Source organism: Streptomyces sp. RerS4, assembly GCF_023515955.1.
Lineage (GTDB): Bacteria > Actinomycetota > Actinomycetes > Streptomycetales > Streptomycetaceae > Streptomyces.
In genome coordinates this window covers 2,957,374-2,977,052 of record NZ_CP097322.1, presented here as the reverse complement: position 1 = coordinate 2,977,052, position 19,679 = coordinate 2,957,374, and the positions used below count along the sequence as shown (strand labels likewise).

Sequence of the window (19,679 nt, the reverse complement as noted above, 5' to 3'; positions counted from 1 at the left end):
CCGGCCGGGGGATCCCCCCGGGGTACGGGCCGCAACAGTCTTACGAGAAAACCATCGGACTGTCCACAGCGCCCGTCTGCGCGTACGCCACACGCGTGACCGACAAACCGGCCCTTACTGCCCGCGTACGGTGACCTTCTCGTCCTTCTGGATCTGCTTGACCAGCTGTTGGACCTTCGCCTTGTCCCAGACGAGGTTGCCGCCCCGCTGTCCGGAAATCGGCATGTTCATCGAGACGCCGTCACCGCTGTTGACGCCCTTCATGGCGAAGAACATCTGCCCCAGGTCCCACAGCCCCATGTCCTTGTCCACGATCAGCGTGTCCAGGCCGGCGCCCAGCACCGGGTACAGGGAGAAGGGGTTGAGGACCGTGCCGGGCGTCGCCGCCTGGCTCGCGAGCGCCGCGAGGAACTTCTGCTGGTTCTTCGTCCGTTGCAGGTCCGACTCCGCGAACGCGTAGCGGGTGCGGACGAAGGCCAGCGACTGCTCGCCGTTGAGGGTCTGGCGGCCCGCCTTGAAGTCGGCGCCCGACTTGTCGTCCTTGAAGGCCTGTTCGATGTCCAGCTCGACGCCGCCCAGCGCGTCCACGATGTTCGCGAAGCCGGCGAAGCCGATCTCGGCGTAGTGGTCGATGCGCAGGCCGGTGTTGAACTCCACCGTGCGCACGAGCAGCTCCGGGCCGTCCTCGGCGTACGCCGCGTTCAGCTTCACCCGGCGCCCCTGGGCGGGGAACTTCTTCCCGGACTTGGAGCCCACGAAGGAGGGGATCTCCACGTCCGAGTCGCGCGGCAGCGAGATCATGGTGTTCCCGCTGGAGCACTTCGCGAGGATCATCATCGAGTCGGTGCGCTTGCCCTCGGCGGAGCCCGTGTGGAGCTTCTTCTTCTCCTCGTCGGACATGCCCTCGCGGCTGTCGGAGCCCACGATCAGGTAGGTGGTGCAGTCGCCCTCCTTGGGGCGCTCGATCACCTTGGACAGGTCGACCTCGCGGCGCACCTTGGAATCGGCCCAGAAGTAGGTGCCGACCGTCGTGACGAAGAGCACGGACACCAGCACGATCGAACCGATCTTGATCCGCTTGCGCCAGTCCGGCGCCGGTCCGACGGGCCCGCCCGCGCCGCCGGGCCCGCCGGGTCCGCCCGGCCGCCGGTGCGCCCGGGGCCGCCGGGGCCCGAGGGGTCCCGTAGACCTGGCCGGTGTTGTAGCCGCTGTCGTACGAGGACCCGTACGCGTCGGGCCCCTGCCTCTGCTGCGGGGCACCCGTGGCCGGGACGGGCGCCCGGCGGCGGTGCCTGCGGCGGGACCGGCGGACGGCCGGGCTGCGGGGCCTGCCGCGGGGGCCGGGGCGGACGAGGGGGCTGCGCCTGCGGCTGCCGCTGAACGTGCCGCATCCGCTGCGGCCCCTCCGGCTGCGCCTGTCCGCTGCCTCGGCCGTACCCGTCATCGCGGCGGCCGCGCGTGTCGCGCTCGCCGTTCCACCCGTCCCAGTCACTCATGCGCACAAGGATGCCTGGCCGGGAGCGTCGCCCGACACCCCGGGCCGGGCTTCGTACCGGGGCTGTTGCAGAGCTGATGCCCGCGCCGCGCACTTAAGGTGGCGGCATGACAGAAATACCGGCCGTACCCGCGGGCAAGCCGATCTCGGCCTCCCGCACCACCCTCAGCCACATCATGACCGCGAACGACACCAACCTCCTCGGCACGGTGCACGGCGGTGTGATCATGAAGCTGGTGGACGACGCCGCCGGCGCGGTGGCCGGGCGTCACTCGGGCGGGCCGGCCGTGACCGCCTCGATGGACGAGATGGCCTTCCTCGCGCCGGTCCGCGTCGGCGACCTCGTCCACGTCCGGGCGCAGTGCAACTGGACCGGCCGCTCCTCGATGGAGATCGGCGTACGGGTCCTCGCGGAGCGGTGGAACGAGTCCACCCCCGCCACCCAGGTCGGCAGCGCCTACCTCGTCTTCACCGCCGTCGACGCCGACGGCAAGCCCCGCCAGGTCCCGCCCGTGATCCCGGAGACCGAGCAGGACGAGCGGCGCTACCAGGAGGCCCAGATCCGGCGCACCCACCGGCTCGCCCGCCGCCAGGCCATCACCGAGCTGCGCGAACGCCGCGCCGCCGAGGGCCTCGACGACTGAGCCCGTCCGGCGTGCCGTGGCGGGGACCCGGCGTCGCATCCGGCGCCTTCTGGTCATACCGGCCTCTTATCGGGCCCCCGTAAACTGGTCCGTCGACGTCCGGCTCCGTGCGAGCGACGGCCATCCCCCGACCGGCCCAGCCGCGGAGACCCCGATGCCCACTGCCACGAAGACCCCGCCCGCCGCCGCGCCCGCCCGCCGGCCGGCGCGGCGCCGCGTGCCCGGCCCCGACTGGCTGTGGGCGGCGCTGCTGACCCTCGCCGTCACCACCTTCCGCGCCGGCACGCCGCAGCTGTGGCGCGACGAGCTCGCCAGCTGGAACGCCGCCTCGCGCGGCACCGGCGAGCTGATCGGGATGCTCGGCAACGTCGACGCCGTCTCGGGCCTCTACTACCTCCTGCTGCACGGTTGGATCGCCGTCTTCGGGGACTCCGCCGCGATGCTCCGGCTGCCGTCGGCGCTCGCCGCGGCCGGCTGCGCCGCCTTCGTGGTGCTCCTCGCCCGCGACCTCTTCGACCGCCGCACCGCCGTCTTCGCCGGGCTGCTGTTCCCGCTGCTGCCCGCCGTGACCCGGTACGGGACCGAAGCGCGTTCGTACGCCTTCGTGATGCTCGCGGTGACGGCCGCGACCTGGCTGCTGCTGCGCGCGTTGGAGCGGCCCCGGCCCGCGCGCTGGGCGGCGTACGCCCCGCTCGTGGCGCTCGCCGGGCTGCTGCACATGGTGGCGCTGCTGTTCCTGTTGCCGCACGCGCTGATCGTGGTGCTGCGGTGGTGGCGGGAGCGGCGCGGGCGGACGGTGGTGGGCTTCGCGCTCGCGGTCGCCGCCGGGTTGGTGCCGGTGATTCCTCTGGTGCTGCTGGGGCGCAGTCAGGTCGGGCGGCAGATCAGCTGGATCGAGACCCCGCACCTGCGGGACGTCGCCGGGCTGTGGGACAACCTCTTCGGCTCCCCGCTGGTCGCGTTGGCCGTGGCGGCGACCGCGCTGCTGCCGCTGGCCTGGACCCGGGGCCGGCGGCCCGCCGTCGAGCTGCTGGTGGCGGGCGCCGCGCCGATCCTCGCCGTGTACGTGCTCTCGCAGGGCACCACCTCGTACTTCATCGACCGCTACGTGCTCTTCACCCTGCCCGCCTGGACCGTCCTGGCCGCCGCCGGCCTGGCCGCGCTGAAGCCGCGCGTGGTCGCGGTCGTGGGGCTGGCCGCGTTGATCCTGCTCGGGCTGCCCGACCAGCGTCAGCTGCGCACCGAGTCGGCGAAGGAGTCCGCGGACGGCCGGGCGGCGGCGGAGGTCATCGCACGGGGGTACAGGCCCGGGGACGGGTTCGTACCGCTGCGCGGCCGCGAGGAGCGCGCCTACATGACCGACTTCCAGATCGAGTACCACCTGCCGGAGCGCGTGAAGCCGCGCGACGTGTTCGTCGAGCGTTCGGCGGTCGCGAGCGACGACCTGTTCCCGGTGGAGTGCGCGCGCCCCGAGCGGTGCCTCGGAGACACCCGCAGGATCTGGCTGGTCACCCGCACGACCTCGCGCCCCGACCCGTACGGCAAGCTGCCGGCGAACCAGGTCAAGGCGTTGAAGGACCACTACAGGGTGGCCTCCACGACCGAGGTGCGCGGCCTGCGCGTCAGCCTGCTGGAACGCGTCCGCTGAGCCGCGGGGGCCGGCGGCCTCAGGACGGCTCGCCGCACACCACCTGGTCGCCCGTGACCACCCCGAACGTGCCCTGGTACGGGTCCTCGGCCCGTACCGCGACCACCTTGCGGTAGTCGGCGCCCGCGATCACCAGCACCGTCCGCCCCTGCCGGGGCACCGCGCGCAGTTCGGCTCCGGGCAGGGCCGCCGACACCGTACGGGCCGAGCGGTCCCAGCGGGGGTCGTACGCGATCACCGTGCGCCGCACCTCGCGGCTGGCGCCGTTGCCGGGCGCCCGGGTGGTGTCGAAGCCGGTCGCGCGCAGGGCGGCGTCCACCCGCCCGCCGAGGCCGTCGATGCGGGTGCCGTTCTCGACCTGGACGCGGATCCGCTGCGGCGGCACGTCGACGGGGACGGCGGCGGGCCGGCTCGCCGGCCCGCCGGGTTGGACGGGGGCGAGCGGGCGGTCCTGGCGCAATGCCTCGAAGAGCTTGGCGGCCTTGGCTTCGTCCCATTTGACGGTGGATCCGATGCCCTTGACCGGGTAGGAAGGGTCCCCGATCGGGACCGAGGCGAATTCCGACGAGGAGGGCGCGAAGTCCCGCATGGCCTGTCCGAGGGCGAGCATCTGCTCGGAGCCGAAGTCCTTGTCGGCCCGTACGGATCCCAGGAGGGTGGAGCTGACCTGCTTGAACTTGACGGGGTTCAGCAGGATCCCGCCCGCGGTGGCCTGTTTGATGAGCGAGGCGACGAACCGCTGCTGACGCTGCATCCGGCCGAGATCCGAGGCCCCGTCGATGTGGCGCGAGCGGACGTACTGGAGGGCCTGCCCGCCGGTCAGGCGGTGGGTGCCGGGCAGCAGGTGGAGGCCGGTGTGGCTGTCGCGCATGGTCTTGGCGGTACAGATGTCCACGCCGCCCATGGCGTCGACGGTCTTCATGAAGCTGGTGAAGTCGACCTCCAGATAGTGGTCGATCTTCACCCGGGTCATGTTCTCCACGGTGCGCACGGTGAGGTTCGGGCCGCCCTCGGAGTAGGCGGCGTTCAGTTTCAGGGGGTGGGCCTTGTGGGTCTTGCCGGTGACGAGGTCCCTATGGGCGGGGACCTCGGCGTAGCTGTCGCGGGGCAGGCTGATGACGCTGGCCCGTTCCTTGTCGGCGGACAGGTGCACCAGCATGATCGTGTCCGTACAGCGGCAGGGCGCCCCGCCGAGCCGGTACTCGCGCTTCTCCTCCGGGGTGATCTCGTCGCGGCCGTCGGTGCCGACGAGCAGGAAGTTCACGCCGTGCCCGGCCTGGGGGCGGTTCTTCATGTCCTTGAACGGGTCCACCCGTTGGATGCCGGTGTCGAGGCCGGTCATCACGGCGTGCCCGACGGCTCCCGAACCCAGCACCAGCAGCGACAGCCCGGCGGCGATCCGCACCCCCCACCGCGGCCGGTCGCGCCGGCCCCGGGCCTGACCGCCACCGGCGCCGCGCGCACGCGGTGGGCGGGCAGCCGGGCCGGCGGTTCGGACGGGACGGTGCGGCTGGGGCACGGGGACACCTCCGCGGGGGACAGCACGGGTACCGGTCGGGGAATGCGGCAGATCCTTCGGCTTCGTCTGATTCGTCAGAACAGTAGGCCCATACGATCAACCTCTGTCCGTACCGCTCGTCCGCCGCGCACCCGTTTCCCCCGTACGCGGTAACGTGACACCGATACCCGACCGTGAAGGACGACATGCCCGACATGCCCGCCCAGCAGCCCGCAGTTTCGGTGATCATGCCGGTGCTCGACGAGGAGCGCCACCTGCGTGACTCCGTCCGGCACATCCTCGGACAGGAGTACGCGGGCGAGATGGAGGTGGTGATCGCGCTCGGCCCGTCCACGGACCGCACCGACGAGATCGCCGCCGAGCTCGTACGAGAGACCGCTGCCGGCGGCCGCGCCCGGGTCCGCACGGTCCCGAACCCCACCGGTCGTACCCCCGCCGCGCTCAACGCCGCGATCAAGGCCTCGCGCCACCCGATCGTCGTCCGCGTCGACGGCCACGGCATGCTCTCCCCGAACTACATCGCCACCGCCGTCCGCCTCCTGGAGGAGACCGGCGCGCAGAACGTCGGCGGCATCATGCACGCCGAGGGCGAGAACGCCTGGGAGGAAGCCGTCGCCGCCGCGATGACCTCGAAGATCGGCGTGGGCAACGCGGCCTTCCACACCGGCGGCGAGGCCGGCCCCGCCGAGACCGTCTACCTGGGCGTCTTCCGCCGCGAGGCCCTGGAGCAGCAGGGCGGCTACAACGAGGAGTTCATCCGCGCCCAGGACTGGGAGCTGAACTTCCGCATCCGCGAGGCCGGCGGGCTCATCTGGTTCTCGCCCGAGCTGAAGGTCCGGTACCGCCCGCGGCCCTCCGTACGGGCCCTGGCCAAGCAGTACAAGGACTACGGGCGCTGGCGCCACGTGGTGGCCCGCTACCACGCCGGCTCCATCAACCTGCGCTACCTCGCCCCGCCGACGGCCGTCTGCGCCATCGCCGCCGGACTCGTGCTGGGCGCGACCGTCACCCCCTGGGCCCTCGTGGTCCCGGCCGGCTACCTCGCGGCGATCACCGTCGGCTCGATCCCGGCGGGCAAGGGGCTCTCCCTCAAGGCCCGCGCGCAGATCCCCGTCGCCCTCGCGACGATGCACATGAGCTGGGGCTTCGGCTTCCTGACCAGCCCGCGCGCCCTGGCCCGGAAGGTCATCGCCTCCCGTCGCCCCTCGGTGCGCCGGGACCCCTCGCAGGTCTGACCGGGCTACGACGAAGGGGGTGCCCCGGTCCGTTGACGCGGACCGGGCACCCCCTTCGTCGTGGGCCGAGGCGCTACCAGCGATAGGGCTTGTACACCTCCATGCACGCCCCGCTGTCCGAGCCGTTGAGGGCGTCCGCCGTGTCCGGCACCGAGCCGGCCTGCGGCGGCTCCTGGTGCGGGTAGGCGGTGCCCTCGCGCCAATCCGCGCCGACCACCAGCGTGACGCCCTGGATGCCGGCCGCCGCCTGCACGGCGGAGGCCGGGATGCCCAGCGCGGCGGCCACGCTCTGCGCCTCGTCGGCCAGCTCGGCCGTCGGGTAGCGCACGACGGTGGCCTTCTCCGGGGTCAGGGCGCTGTCCGCACGGGCGGAGGTGAACCCCTTGGCGACCAGGGCCTCGGCGATCGCGTTCGCCCGCCTCGGCGCCAGCGGCCGGCCGACGGCCGTGCCGTTGACCACGTTCACCGCGATCTTTTCGGGGGCGGTGACCGGCGGCTTGGCCGGGTCCTGCGCCGGCGGCGAGGCCTGCGAGGACTGCGCGGGCTGCGCCGGCTGAGAGGGCTGCGCGGGCGTCGGCGACGAGCCGCCCGGCTGCGGGCCGCTCGCCCCCGGGCTCGGCTGCGCCGGCGCGGAGGACTGCGGGGCCTGCGGATCGCCGTTCTTGTCGAAGGCCACGTCCTTGCGGATCATCGTCCACAGCTTGTCGGCGTCCACCGTGTTCACGATGAGCCGGTCCCTGTCCGCCGGGTCCTGGAAGGTGGGCATCGTCGTCATCGTGATGCGGTTGGTGGGGACGTCCTTGAGCTGCATGGCCAGGTTGAACAGCTTCTTGACCGAGCCGATCTCCTCGGAGACCTCCAGGGCCTTGGTGCCCGCCTCGGCCAGCGCCGTGATCCGGCCGACGTCGGTGAAGGCGTTCTGGCTCTTGAGCTCGCGCATCATCGAGTTCATGTACATGTGCTGCGCCTGCGCCCGGCCCAGGTCGCTGCTGAACGCGTGCCGGGTGCGCAGCCACTGGAGCGCCTGCTCGCCCTTGACCTTGGTGGTGCCCTTCGTGAGCTTGAGGCCGGAGCCGCCGCCGGAGGTGGCCAGCGGCCGGTCCCAGACGTTGTCCTTGACACAGACCGGGACGCCGCCGACCGCGTCGGCCATCTGCACGACACCGGAGAAGTCGATCATCATCCAGTGGTCGATGTAGACGTTCGTCAGCTTCTCCCAGGTGGCCAGCGTGCAGCCGGGGCCGCCGCGGCCGAGCGATTCGTTGATCATCGCTCTGGTCTTCTTGAACTTCTCGCCGGTCTTCGGGTCCGTGCACTCGGGTATCTCGACGCGGGTGTCGCGCGGGATGCTCACCACGGAGGCGTTCTGCCGGTCGGCCGAGACGTGCAGCATCATCTGCACGTCCGCGAGCGGCGGGTTGCCCACGGTGTCGTGGCTCCCGCCGAGTTCCACGTTCTCCGGCTTGTTGCGGCTGTCGGAGCCGATCAGCAGGATGTTCAGCGGGCGCTGGCCCTTGGCGTTGGCGTGGGACTTCTCCACGCCGCTGTCGCCGCTCAGGCGCTGACCGCTGCGGATGTTGCCGTCGAGGTGGCGGTAGTAGAGGTACCCGGCCGCCGACGTCCCCAGGATCACGAACGCCGTCGCGGACGACACCCAGAACAGCACCCGCCGACGCCGCCGCCGCACGGGTATCGCGCCGCCGGAGGCCGCGGGCGGGCCGTCCGGGCCCGTCCGGGGCCGGGGCACCGTGCCGGACGTGCCGGACGTGCCCTCGGCGTCCTTCCCGTCACCGTCGGATATGCCGTCGGTGGCCTGGTCGGGCGCCCCCTCCCCACGCACGCCGCTGTCCTTCACGCGTACCCCCCTCAAGATCACTAATGGTCGGTCATGTGCCGGCCCTACCGGCTCTGCCGCCCGTACCGGGGCGGTCGGTCGGACTACAGCGCCCTAACCGTCGTACTGCTTCCGAGCGTCGCCACCGTGGCCCGGTCACTTGGCGCAGACCGCCTTGTCGGCCTCGACCCGCTGGAGTCCCTCGGGCGCCTGCCGCGGCGCCTCCGGGGCGCCCAGCGGAGCCCCGGGCTCCTTGAAGTCGGAGCCCAACGTCAGCTTCATCGGCGTCCTCGGACCCGCGTCCACCGTGCCCACCTTCAACGCGGCCGCCGACAGACCCATCATGTCCGCCAGCGCCCGAGCCTGGTCGGCCTGGTTGGGAGCGTATTCCAGCTGGGTCGCGGCCAGACGCGCGGAGGCGTTTCCGTGGTTGCTCGCCTTCAGGACGCCCTTGGAATTCTGCAGCCACGTCAGGGTCGTGGAAGCCGAGCCGGGCGGCCCGCCGCCGTTGTACACATCCACCCTGACGTCGCCGGCGGGCGCGCGGTTGCCTTGCAGCAGCGCGTCCTGCTTGTTCTTCGCGTCGGCTTCGGCCGCTTCCTTCGCGGCGTTTTCCTTCTTCTCGACCTCGGTCAGCGAGACGTCGCCGCGGATCATCTCCAGCAGCGGATCGGCCTGCGAGGAGTTCATGACGACGGTCGCCTTGCGGCTGGACGGCTCGTTCGGGTTGTCGAGCACGGGCAGCGTCGTGAACGTGATGTTCTTCAGGTTCATGTCCTTCAGCTCACCGGCGAGATCGGTGAGCTTGGCGATGGAGCCCAGTCCCTGGTCCACGGTCAGCGACTTGGTGGCCGCCTCCGCCAGCGAGAAGAACTTCTTCGGACTGGTCAGCGTCTCCTTGGACTTCATCTCGCGCATCATCGAACTCAGGAACTGCTGCTGCGTCTTGATGCGGTCCAGGTCGCTCTCGTTGCCGAAGGCGTGCCGGGTGCGGACGAACGCCAGCGCCTGCTCGCCCTGGAGCCGGTGCTCACCGGCCTTCAGGTTCAGCTTGGAATCCCGGTCGACGACGTCCTTCTCCACGCAGACGGGCACCCCGCCGACGGCCGTGCTCAGGTTCTTCACCGCGTTGAAGTCGACCATCATGAAGTTGTCGACCTCGATGCCGGTGAGCGCCTTGACCGTACGCATCGTGCAGCCCGGGTCGCGCCCTTCCTGGCCCAGGCTGTTGTTGAAGCGGGTCGCCTTGGTGCCGGGGATCTCCTTGACCGCGCCGCCCGGCTGCTTCGTCGGGCACGCCGGGATGTCGGTGATCAGGTCGCGGGGGATGGACAACGCGGTGGCGTTGGTGCGGTCCTTGGACACGTGGAAGAGGATCGTGGTGTCGGCGTGGCCGACGCTCTCGGCGTCCCCGTAGCCCTCGTTGCCCTTGCCGCTGCGTTTGTCGGTGCCGATGACCAGGATGTTGATCGGCTGGTCCTTCTTGAAGCTGCCCGACTGGCCGGTGTCGATGACCTTGAGGTTGTCGTTCAGATGCTCGTAGTAGAAATACGAGCCCAACGCGCCCCCGACCAGCAGGAAGGCGAGCGTTCCGGCCGTGACGAGCAGGGTCTTGCGACGCCGCTGCGGTCCGCCGCCGCCGGCCTTGCGGGAGCGACCGCCGCGCCGGCCGCCCGGTGGCGGGCCGTCGCCGCGACGGGGCTTCGGTACGGCGGGGGCCGCCGGCCTCGGCGCGGCGGGAGCCGAAGGGGACCTGCGGGATCTGCGGGGGGCGGCGACGGAACGCTGCTGCGCAGCGGAATGGCCCAGTCGCAATTCGTAGTTGCCAGTGCGGGGATTGAGGACCCACTGGTCAGCGGGGTCGATCTCGTCCGCCCGCCCACGGCTTTGCGCATCCACGGTTGCTCGAATCCTCCGTCGGTGCCTCGCGACGCGCCTCCCCCCAGGCGCGCGGTCAACGATCCGGCTGCTGGTGCACGGTCTCTTCGCTTCCGGTGCACCGGATCGCTCACCTTATCCGGCCAGGTCAGCTGCAAACCATGCCGGTGACAAAACCCACTCCCCCCATAACGGCCCAAAGCCCTCAACCGGCGCGGTCGGGCCTCCGGCTTTTGGATTGCTTTACCGGCAATCGGCCGTACCGGCCGTCGTTCCCGTGAACGTGGGGACGGGCGTGGGGGTCGCGGCGATTCCGCTTCCGCTGCGCACCGGCCCGGACGTGCCGTCGGAACCGGACGCGTCGCGGCCCGCGGCGGAGGGGGTCGGGGAGGGCGGGGTGACCGTCAACGGCCGGTCCGCACGCAGCTGCCCGAACAGCCGCGCCGCGTCCGGCTGCACCAGCTCGTCCCGGTTCGGGTCGGCGGCGTAGGGCCGCCGGGGGACCGTCAGGAACTTGACCTGCTCGGTCGGTATGTCCCTTACGCCCCGCACGAGTTCGTACAGCCCCCGCAGCGAGGCCAGCCCCGGGTCGGTGGTCACCGCGCTGGTGGCGGCGTCCAACAGCGGGAACAGCCGCGTCGGGTTCAGCAGGACGCCGTTGCTCTGCACCTTCTTCACCAGCGAGCCGAGGAACTCCTGCTGGCGCTCCATCCGTTCGGTGTCGCTGCCGTCGCCCAGGCCGTGGCGGGCGCGCACGAAACCGAGCGCCTGCTCGCCCCGCAGGGTCTGCCGGCCGGCCGGCAGCCGCAGGTGGGCCTCGGCGTCGTTCATCGGCTCGCGCAGGCACACCTCCACCCCGCCGACGGCGTCGACCATCTTCTTGAACCCGCCGAAGTCCACCACCATGTGGTGATCGACGCGGATTCCGGTCAGCCGTTCGACCGTACGGATCGTGCAGGCCACCCCGCCCCACTGGAAAGCCCAGTTGAACTGGGCGAACCGCTCGCGCGTGCGCGAACCGTCCGCCCCCAGGCACGGCGGGATGTCCGTCATCAGGTCCCGGGGGATGGACACCGCCGTGGCGCTGCGCCGGTCGGCCGGCAGGTGCAGCAGGATCGCGGTGTCCGAGCGCTCGGTGCCGCCGTCCGACCCGTAACGCGAGTTGGCCGTCCCGGTGCGCGAGTCGGAGCCGATCAGCAGGATGTTCTGGGCCCCGACCGCGACGCTCGCCGGGCGCTCGCGCTCGTAGCGGCGCAGCTCGGCCTCGGCGGAGGAGTCGACGTGGATGTTCGCGTCGAGTTTGGCGTACAGCCACCAGCCGGCCGCGACCCCGACGAGGACGAGCAGGACGATTCCGATTCCGAGCAGGCGCAGCAGTCGGCGCCGACGGCCGCGCGGAGGCTTCGAGGTGCCTCCGGCCGCCACGGTGCCGCCTGGTATGCCCGCGCTGTCCCTCATCCGCCCTCCGTCCCCACGCCGAACCGGAAGTCAGCCGTACGGGTGAGCACGGCCTGGAGTCGATCCTGCCCCCGGGTGACGACGACGGCCCGGGGGCGGGGGTCCGTAAAGGGCCATGTGGGTGACAAATCGCGCGATCTCGGGGCGACCGGGACCTACACGGTGTGGGTGACGCGCTCGCTCTCGACCCGCTGCGCCAGCGCCTCGGGCGCCAGCCGGTCCAGGTTGCGGCACAGCACCACGGAGCCGCCGGTGGCCAGGGCGCCGTAGAGGCCGGCCGACAGGCCGTCCCAGGTGTCGTAGCCCAGCCCCGACAGCACGCGGCCACCCGCGTACCCGCCCTTGGCGGCGTCCTCGGCGGCGCGCGCCACCAGCTCCGCGTACGAGAGCTCCTCGCCGCCGACCACCAGGCCCGGCCCGTCGGCGTCCACCGGGACGAACGGCGCGAAGCGGTCGCCCTGCCCCGGCACCTCCACCGCGTAGTCCGCGAACCCGGCCGGCGGCTGCGGGAAGCGGCCGCCCAGGGGCCGCAGCGCGAGCGCGATCCGCTCACCGGAGCAGGCGCGGGCCTCCTCCAGCGTGTCGGGCCCGCTCACCACCAGGTCCGCCCCGGCGGGATCCCCGCCCACCTCGGCGACCACCCCGACGGAGGCGCAGGCGAGCAGCCACACCGCGCTCTGCCAGTGCGCCGGGAGCAGCAGCGCGAGCCGGTCGCCCGGCTCCGCGCCCAGGTCGCCCTGGAGCAGATTGGCGGTCTTGGCCACCCAATTGGCGAAGGTGGCGACGGACAATTCGACGCGCTCGCCCGTGGCGTCGTCGTAGAAGGTGACGAGGGGGCGGCCCGGATCGGCGGCGAGCGCGGATCGCAGCAGGTCGGCAGGGGTGCGGTCAGTGGCGTTCACCCGGCCCAGCGTACGCGGGCCCGTCCCCCGTACGGCGGGCGGCGGATCGCCCGTCCAGGGGAAGGGGCGCCCGCGCGGTGTCGGACGGATCGTCAGTTCTCCGATGGCGCTTCGTGGTGGGTGTGTTCAGCATCGCTTCCATGCGTGGATTCCTTGCTTCCTCGATCGGCGTCGCGACGGCGGCCGCACTGGCCCTGCCACTCGCGCTTCCCACCCCCGCCCAGGCCGCCGCGCCCTCGGATCGGACATCTCCCGCAGCGGTCGCCCCCCTCGCGCCCGTGACCCCGGCGGCACCCGTGGCCCCGGTGGCCCCCGGAGGGTCCACCCAGTCCCTGCCGCTGGTCCCGCTCGGACCGTCCGCCGGCCGCGTCCCCGGCGTCCCCGGCATGAGCGCCTCGCCCGACCTGCCCGAGACGCGGGGGCTGGCCGCGCACGAGGTCGAACAGTTCTCGCTGGTCGGCGTCGTCTGGGACGACGCGGGCACCGAACTCGTGGGCCGCGTCCAGGTCCGCACGCGCCACGCGGGGACCTCCGACTGGAGCGACTGGCAGGACGTCGAGACCCACAACGGCGAGCACGCCGCCGACCCCGACGCGGTCGAACGCGGCTCCGGCCGCGTCCGGGGCAGCACCGCCCCGCTGTGGGTGGGCCCGTCCGACGGCATCGAGGTACGGGTCCAGGCGCAGACGGCCACCACCCCCGCGCACGCCCCCTCCCGGCTCCCGTCGGGGATGCGGATCGAACTCGTCGACCCGGGCGCGGAGCGGCCCGCGACGGTGCCGGCCGGCGCGGGGCTCGACGCCAAGAACCTGGGCGCGCTGCCCCTGCCCCTCGGGCCCCTCGGCCCTCTCGACCTCCTCGGCCCTCTGGGCGACGACAAGGGGGACACGGCGGCCGCCCTGCCCGGCATGTCGATGTCGGCGTCGGAGTCCTCCGCCGCCAACGTGCCCCTCGCCCCCCTCGGCGCCCTGGAGATCACCGCCCTCAACAAGGCCGACTCCACCGCCGACGCGGTCCTCGCGGGCGACGGCACCGTCGACGCCGCCGCCGCGCCGTTCATCGGCCCGCGCCCGCGCATCGTCACCCGACGCGGCTGGGGCGCCGACGAGAACCTGCGCGAGCCGGGCTTCGTCTACACGAGCACCGTCAAGGCGGCCTTCGTCCACCACACCGCCTCCGGCAACAACTACGCCTGCAAGGACGCACCGGCGGTGCTGCGCAGCCTCTACCGCTACCACGTGGTCAGCGCGGGGTGGCGCGACATCGGCTACAACTTCGCCGTCGACCGCTGCGGGACCGTCTACGAGGGGCGCGCGGGCGGCGTCGCCAAGCCGGTGCTCGGCGCGCACACCATGGGCTTCAACACGGACAGCATGGGCATCGCGGTGATCGGCTCCTACGCCTCGGCGACGCCCCCGAAGGCCGCCGTGGACGCGGTGGCCGGGCTCACCGCGTGGAAGCTCGGCCTCTTCGGGCGCGACCCGAGGGGGAAGACCAGCCTCACGTCGGGCGGCGGCAACAAGTTCCCCAAGGGCCGCAGCGTGCGGATGAACGTCATCTCGGGCCACCGCGACGGCTTCGCCACCGAATGCCCCGGCCGCCGCCTCTACGACCAACTCCCCCCGACCCGCACCACCTCCGCCAAACTCCAGGGCCGCTGACCCCCGAGCCAAGCCGGCAAGGCCGGCCCGTCGTGCGGCGGCACCCCCGCCGGCCGAGCTCCCCACCTCGGGGCGGCAGGTCCCGGGCCGGCAGAGCCCGCACACCGGGCGCCGCACCGGCTCGACCCCGGCGGGCGCGGCAGGTCGTACGCCGAACCGGCCGCCCCGCGCCCGGGGACCAGCCGGGCCGGCCGAGCTCCCCGCCACCGGGGCGACCGGGCCACCCGAGCCCGGCGGCCGGGCCGGGCGGCGGGTTCGGGCGGCAAGGCCGGCACGTCGTGCGCCGGACCGGGTCGACCCCGGCCACCCGCGCCCGCCGGGTCGGGTCGGACCCGGCGGGGCGGCAGACCGTGCACCGGGCCGGTCGCCCAGCGCGGGGCCGGCGGCGCCGGCCGGGCTTGCCCGGCCCACCCCGCCGGCCGGGTCGGGGCGGCCACCGGGCGACCGGGGCCACCGGGCCCCGGCCGGGCGACGGGTCCGGCCCGGGAGCTACCCGCAGGGGCTACGCTCGGAGGATGGCCGGCCGTTTCGACCCCTCACCTCGCCCCGACCCCTCACCCGTACCGCCGTACGAGGCGGGCGTACCGCCGTGCCCGCGGGCGGGGCGCCGGGGCGCCACCGCCGGGGCCGGGGCGAAGACCCGGAGCTGGAGCGCCGACGGGCCGCTGGACCTCGGCCTCGTCCTCGGCCCGCTGCGCCGCGGCCCCGCCGACCCCACCTTCCGCACCACCCCCGACGGCTCCGTCTGGCGTGCCACCCGCACCCCCGCCGGCCCCGCCACCCTCCGGGTCGCGATGGCCGCCGGCCGGGTCGAGGCCGAGGCGTGGGGCGAGGGCGCCGACTGGGTCCTCGACCGGCTCCCCGAGCTGCTCGGCGCAGCCGACGACCCCACCGTCTTCGTCCCCCGCCACCGCCTCGTGCACGCCAGCCACCGCCGCCGCCCCGGCCTGCGCCTGACCCGCACCGGACTGGTCCTCGAATCGCTGATCCCGAGCGTCCTGGAGCAGAAGGTCACCAGCGACGAGGCCTACCGCGCCTGGCGCCGCCTCGTACGCCAGTACGGGGAGCCCGCGCCCGGTCCGCAGGACCTCTACGTGATGCCCACCGCCCGCACCTGGGCGCTGATCCCCTCCTGGGACTGGCACAAGGCGGGCGTCGACATCAAACGTTCCGCCACCATCGTCCGCGCCGCCCGCGTCGCCCCCCGCCTGGAGGAGGCCGCCGCCATGGAGCTGCCCCTGGCCGCCGCCCGCCTGGAGGCCGTGCCCGGCATCGGCCCGTGGACCTCCGCCGAGACCCTCCAGCGCAGCAACGGCTTCGCCGACGCCGTCACCACCGGTGACCTCCACCTCCCGCGCATCGTCGGCTACGCCCTCACCGGCGAGCGGGACACCGACGACGCCGGGATGCTGGAACTCCTCGCCCCCTACGCGGGCCAACGCCACCGCGCGGCCCGCCTGATCCTCCTCGCCGGCCACGCCCCGCCCCGCCGGATCCCCCGCATGCCCCGCACCGACATCGGCAAGCTCTAGGGCACCCCCTAGGACTCCCCCTGGGGAGGTGTCCGCCCTCCGTGCGATGGTGGGCGGGTGAACCTGGAGGACCTCAAGCGGCTGCGCCGGGCCCGCGACCGGATGGACCGCGACTACGCCGAGCCCCTCGACGTCCCCGCGCTGGCGCGCGACGCCCTCATGTCGGCCGGGCACTTCTCCCGCAGCTTCCGCGCCGCATTCGGGGAGAGCCCGTACAGCTACCTCATGACCCGCCGCATCGAGCGGGCCAAGGCCCTGCTGCGCCGGGGCGACCTGTCCGTCACGGACGTCTGCTTCGCGGTGGGCTGTACCTCGCTGGGCTCCTTCAGCTCCCGCTTCACCGAGCTGGTCGGCGAGAGCCCCAGCGCCTACCGGGCCCGCCCCCACGAGGAGGGCGCCGACGTCCCGGCCTGCGTCGCGAAGATCCACACACGGCCCGTCCGCGACGCGAAGCCCAAGCCCGACACCCCCCGGTAGGGGCTACCGCACCTCGATGAACGCGTCCACGTCCCGCGGCGCCCGCTCCGGCGCCGCCCCGGCGGGGCGACCGATGGCCACGGCCCCCATCGGGTGCCACTCCTGCGGCAGCCCGAGCACCTTGCGCACCACGTCCCGGCAGAACATCGTCGAGGACACCCACGCCGAGCCCAGCCGCTCCGAGGCCAGCGCGACCAGGAAGTTCTGCACGCCGGCGCCCGTGGCGACCACGAACATCTCCCGCTCGGCCGCGTCCCGTCGCGCGTGCCCGTAGTCGTGCGCACCGTCCGTCACCATGCACGGCACCACCAGGTACGGCGCGTCGCGCAGCACGTCCCCGCGCCGGATCCGCTTCGCGATGGCCTCCTCGGAGCGGCCGTCGCCGCGCAGGTCGGCGATCCACGCCTCCCGCATCGCGTCGAGCAGTTCCCGCCGCGCCGCCGCCGACTCCACCAGCACGAACCGCCACGGCGTGGTGCGGTGCGGCGCGGGGGCCGTCAGCGCCGCGGCCACGGCCCGTCGTACCGCGCCGGGGTCGACGGGGTCGTCGGTGAAGGCCCGTACGGTACGCCGCTGGGTGACGGCTTCCCGTACCGCCTCCGAGGTGCCGAGGCGGAACATGTCGTCGGCGGGGGCGCGCACCAGGTCGCGGGCGGTGGAGCCCTCGCCGACCACGTGGGCCAGGCCGCGTACGACGGCGACCGGCAGGCCGGTCGCCTTGCCCTTGACGAGGTCGCCGGCGGCGGCCAGTTCGTCGGCGGTCGCGACGACGGTGGCGGTCAGCGGGTTGCCGTGGGCGTCGGTGCCCCCGCGCAGGTCGTCCAGGACGCGGACGCCGGCCGCGCCGATGGCCACGTCGGTCAGCCCGGAGCGCCAGGGACGCCCGAAGGTGTCGGTGACGACGATCCCGACGTCCACGGACAGCAGCTCGCGCAGCCGTGCGCGGAGCGCGGCGGCGGAGGCGTCCGGGTCCTCGGGCAGCAGCAGGATCGTGCCCGCCTCGGTGTTCGACGCGTCGACGCCGGCGGCGGCCATGACGAGCCCCTGCCGGTTCTCCACGATGCGCAGCGTGCCCCGGCGCGCGACGACGCGTACGGTCTCGGCGTCGATGGCCGCCTCGCGGGAGTCGGCGTGGACGATCCGTCCCTCGGCCTTCGAGACGATCTTCGAGGTGACCAGCAGGACGTCCCCGTCGCGCAAGTCGGGCGCGGCGGCGGCGATGAGCGCCGCCAGGTCGTCACCCGGTCGGATCTCGGGGAGGCCGGCGACGGCCCGTACCTCGTACGAGGGAGCGGTCACCGGGCGGACTCCGCGAGTTCCAGGGCGGCGCGCGCCATGGCGGCGGTGGCGTCGAGGTCGCTCATCATCAGCGGTACGGCCCGGCAGGCGATCCCGCCGGCCTCCACCTCGGCGACGGCGTCGGCGTCGGCGGTGTCGACGAGCCAGCCGTCGAGCAGATCGGCGCCGTAGTGCAGGGCGACGGCGGCGGCGGTGGCGTCCACGCCGACGGCGGCGAGCACCTTGTCGGCCATCCCGCGCACGGGCGCGCCGCCGACGATCGGGGAGAGGCCGATGACGGGCGCCTCGGCGGCGGCGACGGCCTCGCGGATGCCGGGGACGGCGAGGATCGTGCCGATCGACACGACGGGGTTGGACGGCGGGAAGAGGATGACGTCGGCGGCGGCGATCGCCTCCAGCACGCCGGGCGCCGGCTTGGCCTGTTCGGCGCCGACGGGGACGACGGCACGGGCGTCGAGCGAGGCGCGCAGCCGGACCCAGTACTCCTGGAAGTGGATGACGCGCCGCTCGCCGCTCTCGGGGTCGTTGACCGCGACGTGGGTCTCGACCCGGTCGTCGGACATGGGCAGCAGCCGGACGCCGGGCTGCCAGCGGTCGCAGAGCGCCTCGGTGACGGCGCTGAGCGGGTAGCCGGCGCCGATCATCTGCGTGCGGACGATGTGGGTGGCGAAGTCGCGGTCGCCGAGGCCGAACCAGGACGGTCCGACCCCGTACGCGGCGAGTTCCTCCTTGACGGTGAAGGACTCGTCGGTGCGGCCCCAGCCCTGGTCCTCGTTGATGCCACCGCCGAGGGTGTACATCACCGTGTCCAGATCGGGGCACACCTTCAGCCCGAACAGGTGAATGTCGTCACCGGTGTTGCCGATGACCGTGATCTCCGCGTCGGGGACCGTGACCTTCAGTCCGCGGAGGAAGCGGGCGCCGCCGATACCGCCGGCCAGAACAACAATGCGCATACCCCGCAGTTTGTCAGGCGGGTACGTGCTCTTCGTGAGCCGGGGAGCAGCTGTGCATCGGCATTTCGGTCAGGCCGGGGAAGTACACGTGCAGGCTGACCGCCCCGTCGAGGGTGTCGTTGACGACCTCGTGGGCGTAGCCGGGGGCGAAGACGCGCTGGGAGCCGGGGCCGAGGGTGAGGGTGCCGCGCGCGCTGTGTTCGGTGAGTTCCCCGTCGAGGACGGTCAGCACGCCGGACGAGGCACCGTGGTCGTGCGCTCCGCTGCCCTGGCCGGGGACCCAGCTGAGCAGCCAGACCTCGTAGCCGGGGCCGGTGCGCAGACGGTGGTACCAGCGGGTGGTGGCGTCGTAGCGGACCAGGTGTTCCCAGCTCGCGCGGTCCTCGGCGACGGAGCGGGCGAGGCCGACGAACTCGGCGACGGTGGCCGGGTGTTCGCGGGCGGGCTGGAGGAGGTGCTGGACGGCGAGGATGTCGCCGGCGATCTGGAGGTCGCTCTCGACGGGGGCGGAGGCGGAGACGGCGGTGGTGGTGGTGTTCATCGTGGGGTGTCCTCGACGGGTGTCAGGCGTGCGGGGCGGTTGCTGTGGGGGAGTGGCCGGAGCTCGACGGAGCCCAGGGCTCCGGAGGCATCAACAGCTGCAACAGCAACAGCGAACCTGGGCAGCACGCAGGAACCCACGAATGGGGGTCCGGGTGGCGGCTGCGGGCGCTGACATGCAGACAAGGAGAACGGGCGATGGGGGCGACTGTCAACCCAATGTCCGGTTTGCGGGATAAGTTTCACCTCATCCGGTTACTGTGCCGGGAGAAAGGTTTGTGCATTCCGCGCCCGGGGATGTGCCGCATCAGTCCCACGGGAACCGTTCTCAAACCCGCTTGCGTCCTTCGTGATCGGAATGTGATCCGCGCCGCATCTTCGGCCGAATCGCAACCCCTCCACAGAGTGGCGAGTCCCTTGCGGGAGGGGTCGGCGCCCACGGGAGGCCTGTGCCTTGTGTCACGATTTTTGGCGATATGAACACTTTCTGCATAGGCTTGGTTCCGCAGAGTGAATAAGGCGCCCAATAGCAGATCTCGGCTTGACTGGGCAGGAGCCACACACTTGTAATTTCACTCGTGTCGTTACCCGGTGACCGGTA

General features: G+C 72.9%; 14 protein-coding genes and 1 pseudogene. 6 read left to right on the top strand and 9 right to left on the bottom strand.

Annotated elements, in window-relative coordinates; all coding sequences use genetic code 11:
• Positions 1-114: 114 nt before the first annotated feature.
• Positions 115-1,496 (bottom strand): annotated as a pseudogene (locus M4D82_RS13620) (LCP family protein).
• Between the two features lie 106 nt (positions 1,497-1,602).
• Here M4D82_RS13620 and M4D82_RS13615 point away from each other — a divergent pair.
• On the top strand, positions 1,603-2,139 hold the full coding sequence (locus M4D82_RS13615) for an acyl-CoA thioesterase (RefSeq protein ID WP_249766301.1): 537 nt from the start codon (positions 1,603-1,605) through the stop codon (positions 2,137-2,139).
• A 154-nt stretch (positions 2,140-2,293) separates the two neighbouring features.
• Complete coding sequence (locus tag M4D82_RS13610) at positions 2,294-3,787, top strand: glycosyltransferase family 39 protein (RefSeq protein WP_249766300.1); 1,494 nt, start codon at positions 2,294-2,296, stop codon at positions 3,785-3,787.
• A gap of 19 nt (positions 3,788-3,806) precedes the next feature.
• Here the strand turns inward: M4D82_RS13610 and M4D82_RS13605 are convergent, their stop codons facing one another.
• A complete protein-coding gene (locus tag M4D82_RS13605) occupies positions 3,807-5,306 on the bottom strand; it encodes an LCP family protein (RefSeq protein ID WP_249766299.1) in 1,500 nt (499 codons plus the stop codon).
• 194 nt (positions 5,307-5,500) lie between these two features.
• Between M4D82_RS13605 and M4D82_RS13600 the strand changes: the two genes are divergently transcribed.
• Positions 5,501-6,541: a glycosyltransferase family 2 protein gene (locus M4D82_RS13600; RefSeq protein WP_249771769.1), complete on the top strand. Its 1,041-nt coding sequence runs from the start codon at positions 5,501-5,503 to the stop codon at positions 6,539-6,541.
• Positions 6,542-6,614: 73 nt separating this feature from the next.
• Here the strand turns inward: M4D82_RS13600 and M4D82_RS13595 are convergent, their stop codons facing one another.
• The 4 genes from M4D82_RS13595 to M4D82_RS13580 all read right to left on the bottom strand — a co-directional run bounded on the left by M4D82_RS13595 (position 6,615) and on the right by M4D82_RS13580 (position 12,613).
• On the bottom strand, positions 6,615-8,381 hold the full coding sequence (locus M4D82_RS13595; RefSeq protein WP_502988918.1) for an LCP family protein: 1,767 nt from the start codon (positions 8,379-8,381) through the stop codon (positions 6,615-6,617).
• A gap of 150 nt (positions 8,382-8,531) precedes the next feature.
• A complete protein-coding gene (locus tag M4D82_RS13590) occupies positions 8,532-10,274 on the bottom strand; it encodes an LCP family protein (RefSeq protein ID WP_249766298.1) in 1,743 nt (580 codons plus the stop codon).
• A 222-nt stretch (positions 10,275-10,496) separates the two neighbouring features.
• Positions 10,497-11,711 carry an LCP family protein gene (locus M4D82_RS13585; protein ID WP_249766297.1) on the bottom strand — a complete coding sequence of 405 codons (1,215 nt, stop codon included), beginning with the start codon at positions 11,709-11,711 and terminating at the stop codon, positions 10,497-10,499.
• A gap of 155 nt (positions 11,712-11,866) precedes the next feature.
• On the bottom strand, positions 11,867-12,613 hold the full coding sequence (locus tag M4D82_RS13580; protein ID WP_249766296.1) for a TIGR03089 family protein: 747 nt from the start codon (positions 12,611-12,613) through the stop codon (positions 11,867-11,869).
• Positions 12,614-12,753: 140 nt separating this feature from the next.
• Between M4D82_RS13580 and M4D82_RS13575 the strand changes: the two genes are divergently transcribed.
• The 3 genes from M4D82_RS13575 to M4D82_RS13565 all read left to right on the top strand — a co-directional run bounded on the left by M4D82_RS13575 (position 12,754) and on the right by M4D82_RS13565 (position 16,283).
• Entirely contained in the window at positions 12,754-14,274 is a 1,521-nt protein-coding gene (locus tag M4D82_RS13575) for a peptidoglycan recognition protein family protein (RefSeq protein ID WP_249766295.1), read from the top strand.
• 515 nt (positions 14,275-14,789) lie between these two features.
• A complete protein-coding gene (locus tag M4D82_RS13570; RefSeq protein ID WP_249766294.1) occupies positions 14,790-15,806 on the top strand; it encodes a DNA-3-methyladenine glycosylase family protein in 1,017 nt (338 codons plus the stop codon).
• Between the two features lie 57 nt (positions 15,807-15,863).
• Positions 15,864-16,283 carry a helix-turn-helix transcriptional regulator gene (locus M4D82_RS13565; protein ID WP_249766293.1) on the top strand — a complete coding sequence of 140 codons (420 nt, stop codon included), beginning with the start codon at positions 15,864-15,866 and terminating at the stop codon, positions 16,281-16,283.
• 3 nt (positions 16,284-16,286) lie between these two features.
• On the opposite strand, the gene M4D82_RS13560 is transcribed toward M4D82_RS13565, so the two are convergent.
• The 3 genes from M4D82_RS13560 to M4D82_RS13550 are packed head-to-tail and all read right to left on the bottom strand — an operon-like array spanning position 16,287 to position 19,079.
• Positions 16,287-17,582, bottom strand: coding sequence for a coenzyme F420-0:L-glutamate ligase (locus M4D82_RS13560; protein ID WP_249766292.1), 1,296 nt, complete (start codon positions 17,580-17,582; stop codon positions 16,287-16,289).
• Positions 17,579-18,538 carry a 2-phospho-L-lactate transferase gene (gene cofD / locus M4D82_RS13555; RefSeq protein WP_249766291.1) on the bottom strand — a complete coding sequence of 320 codons (960 nt, stop codon included), beginning with the start codon at positions 18,536-18,538 and terminating at the stop codon, positions 17,579-17,581. Before cofD ends, M4D82_RS13560 begins: the two co-directional genes overlap by 4 nt.
• A gap of 13 nt (positions 18,539-18,551) precedes the next feature.
• Complete coding sequence (locus M4D82_RS13550) at positions 18,552-19,079, bottom strand: cysteine dioxygenase (RefSeq protein ID WP_249766290.1); 528 nt, start codon at positions 19,077-19,079, stop codon at positions 18,552-18,554.
• Positions 19,080-19,679: the final 600 nt, after the last annotated feature.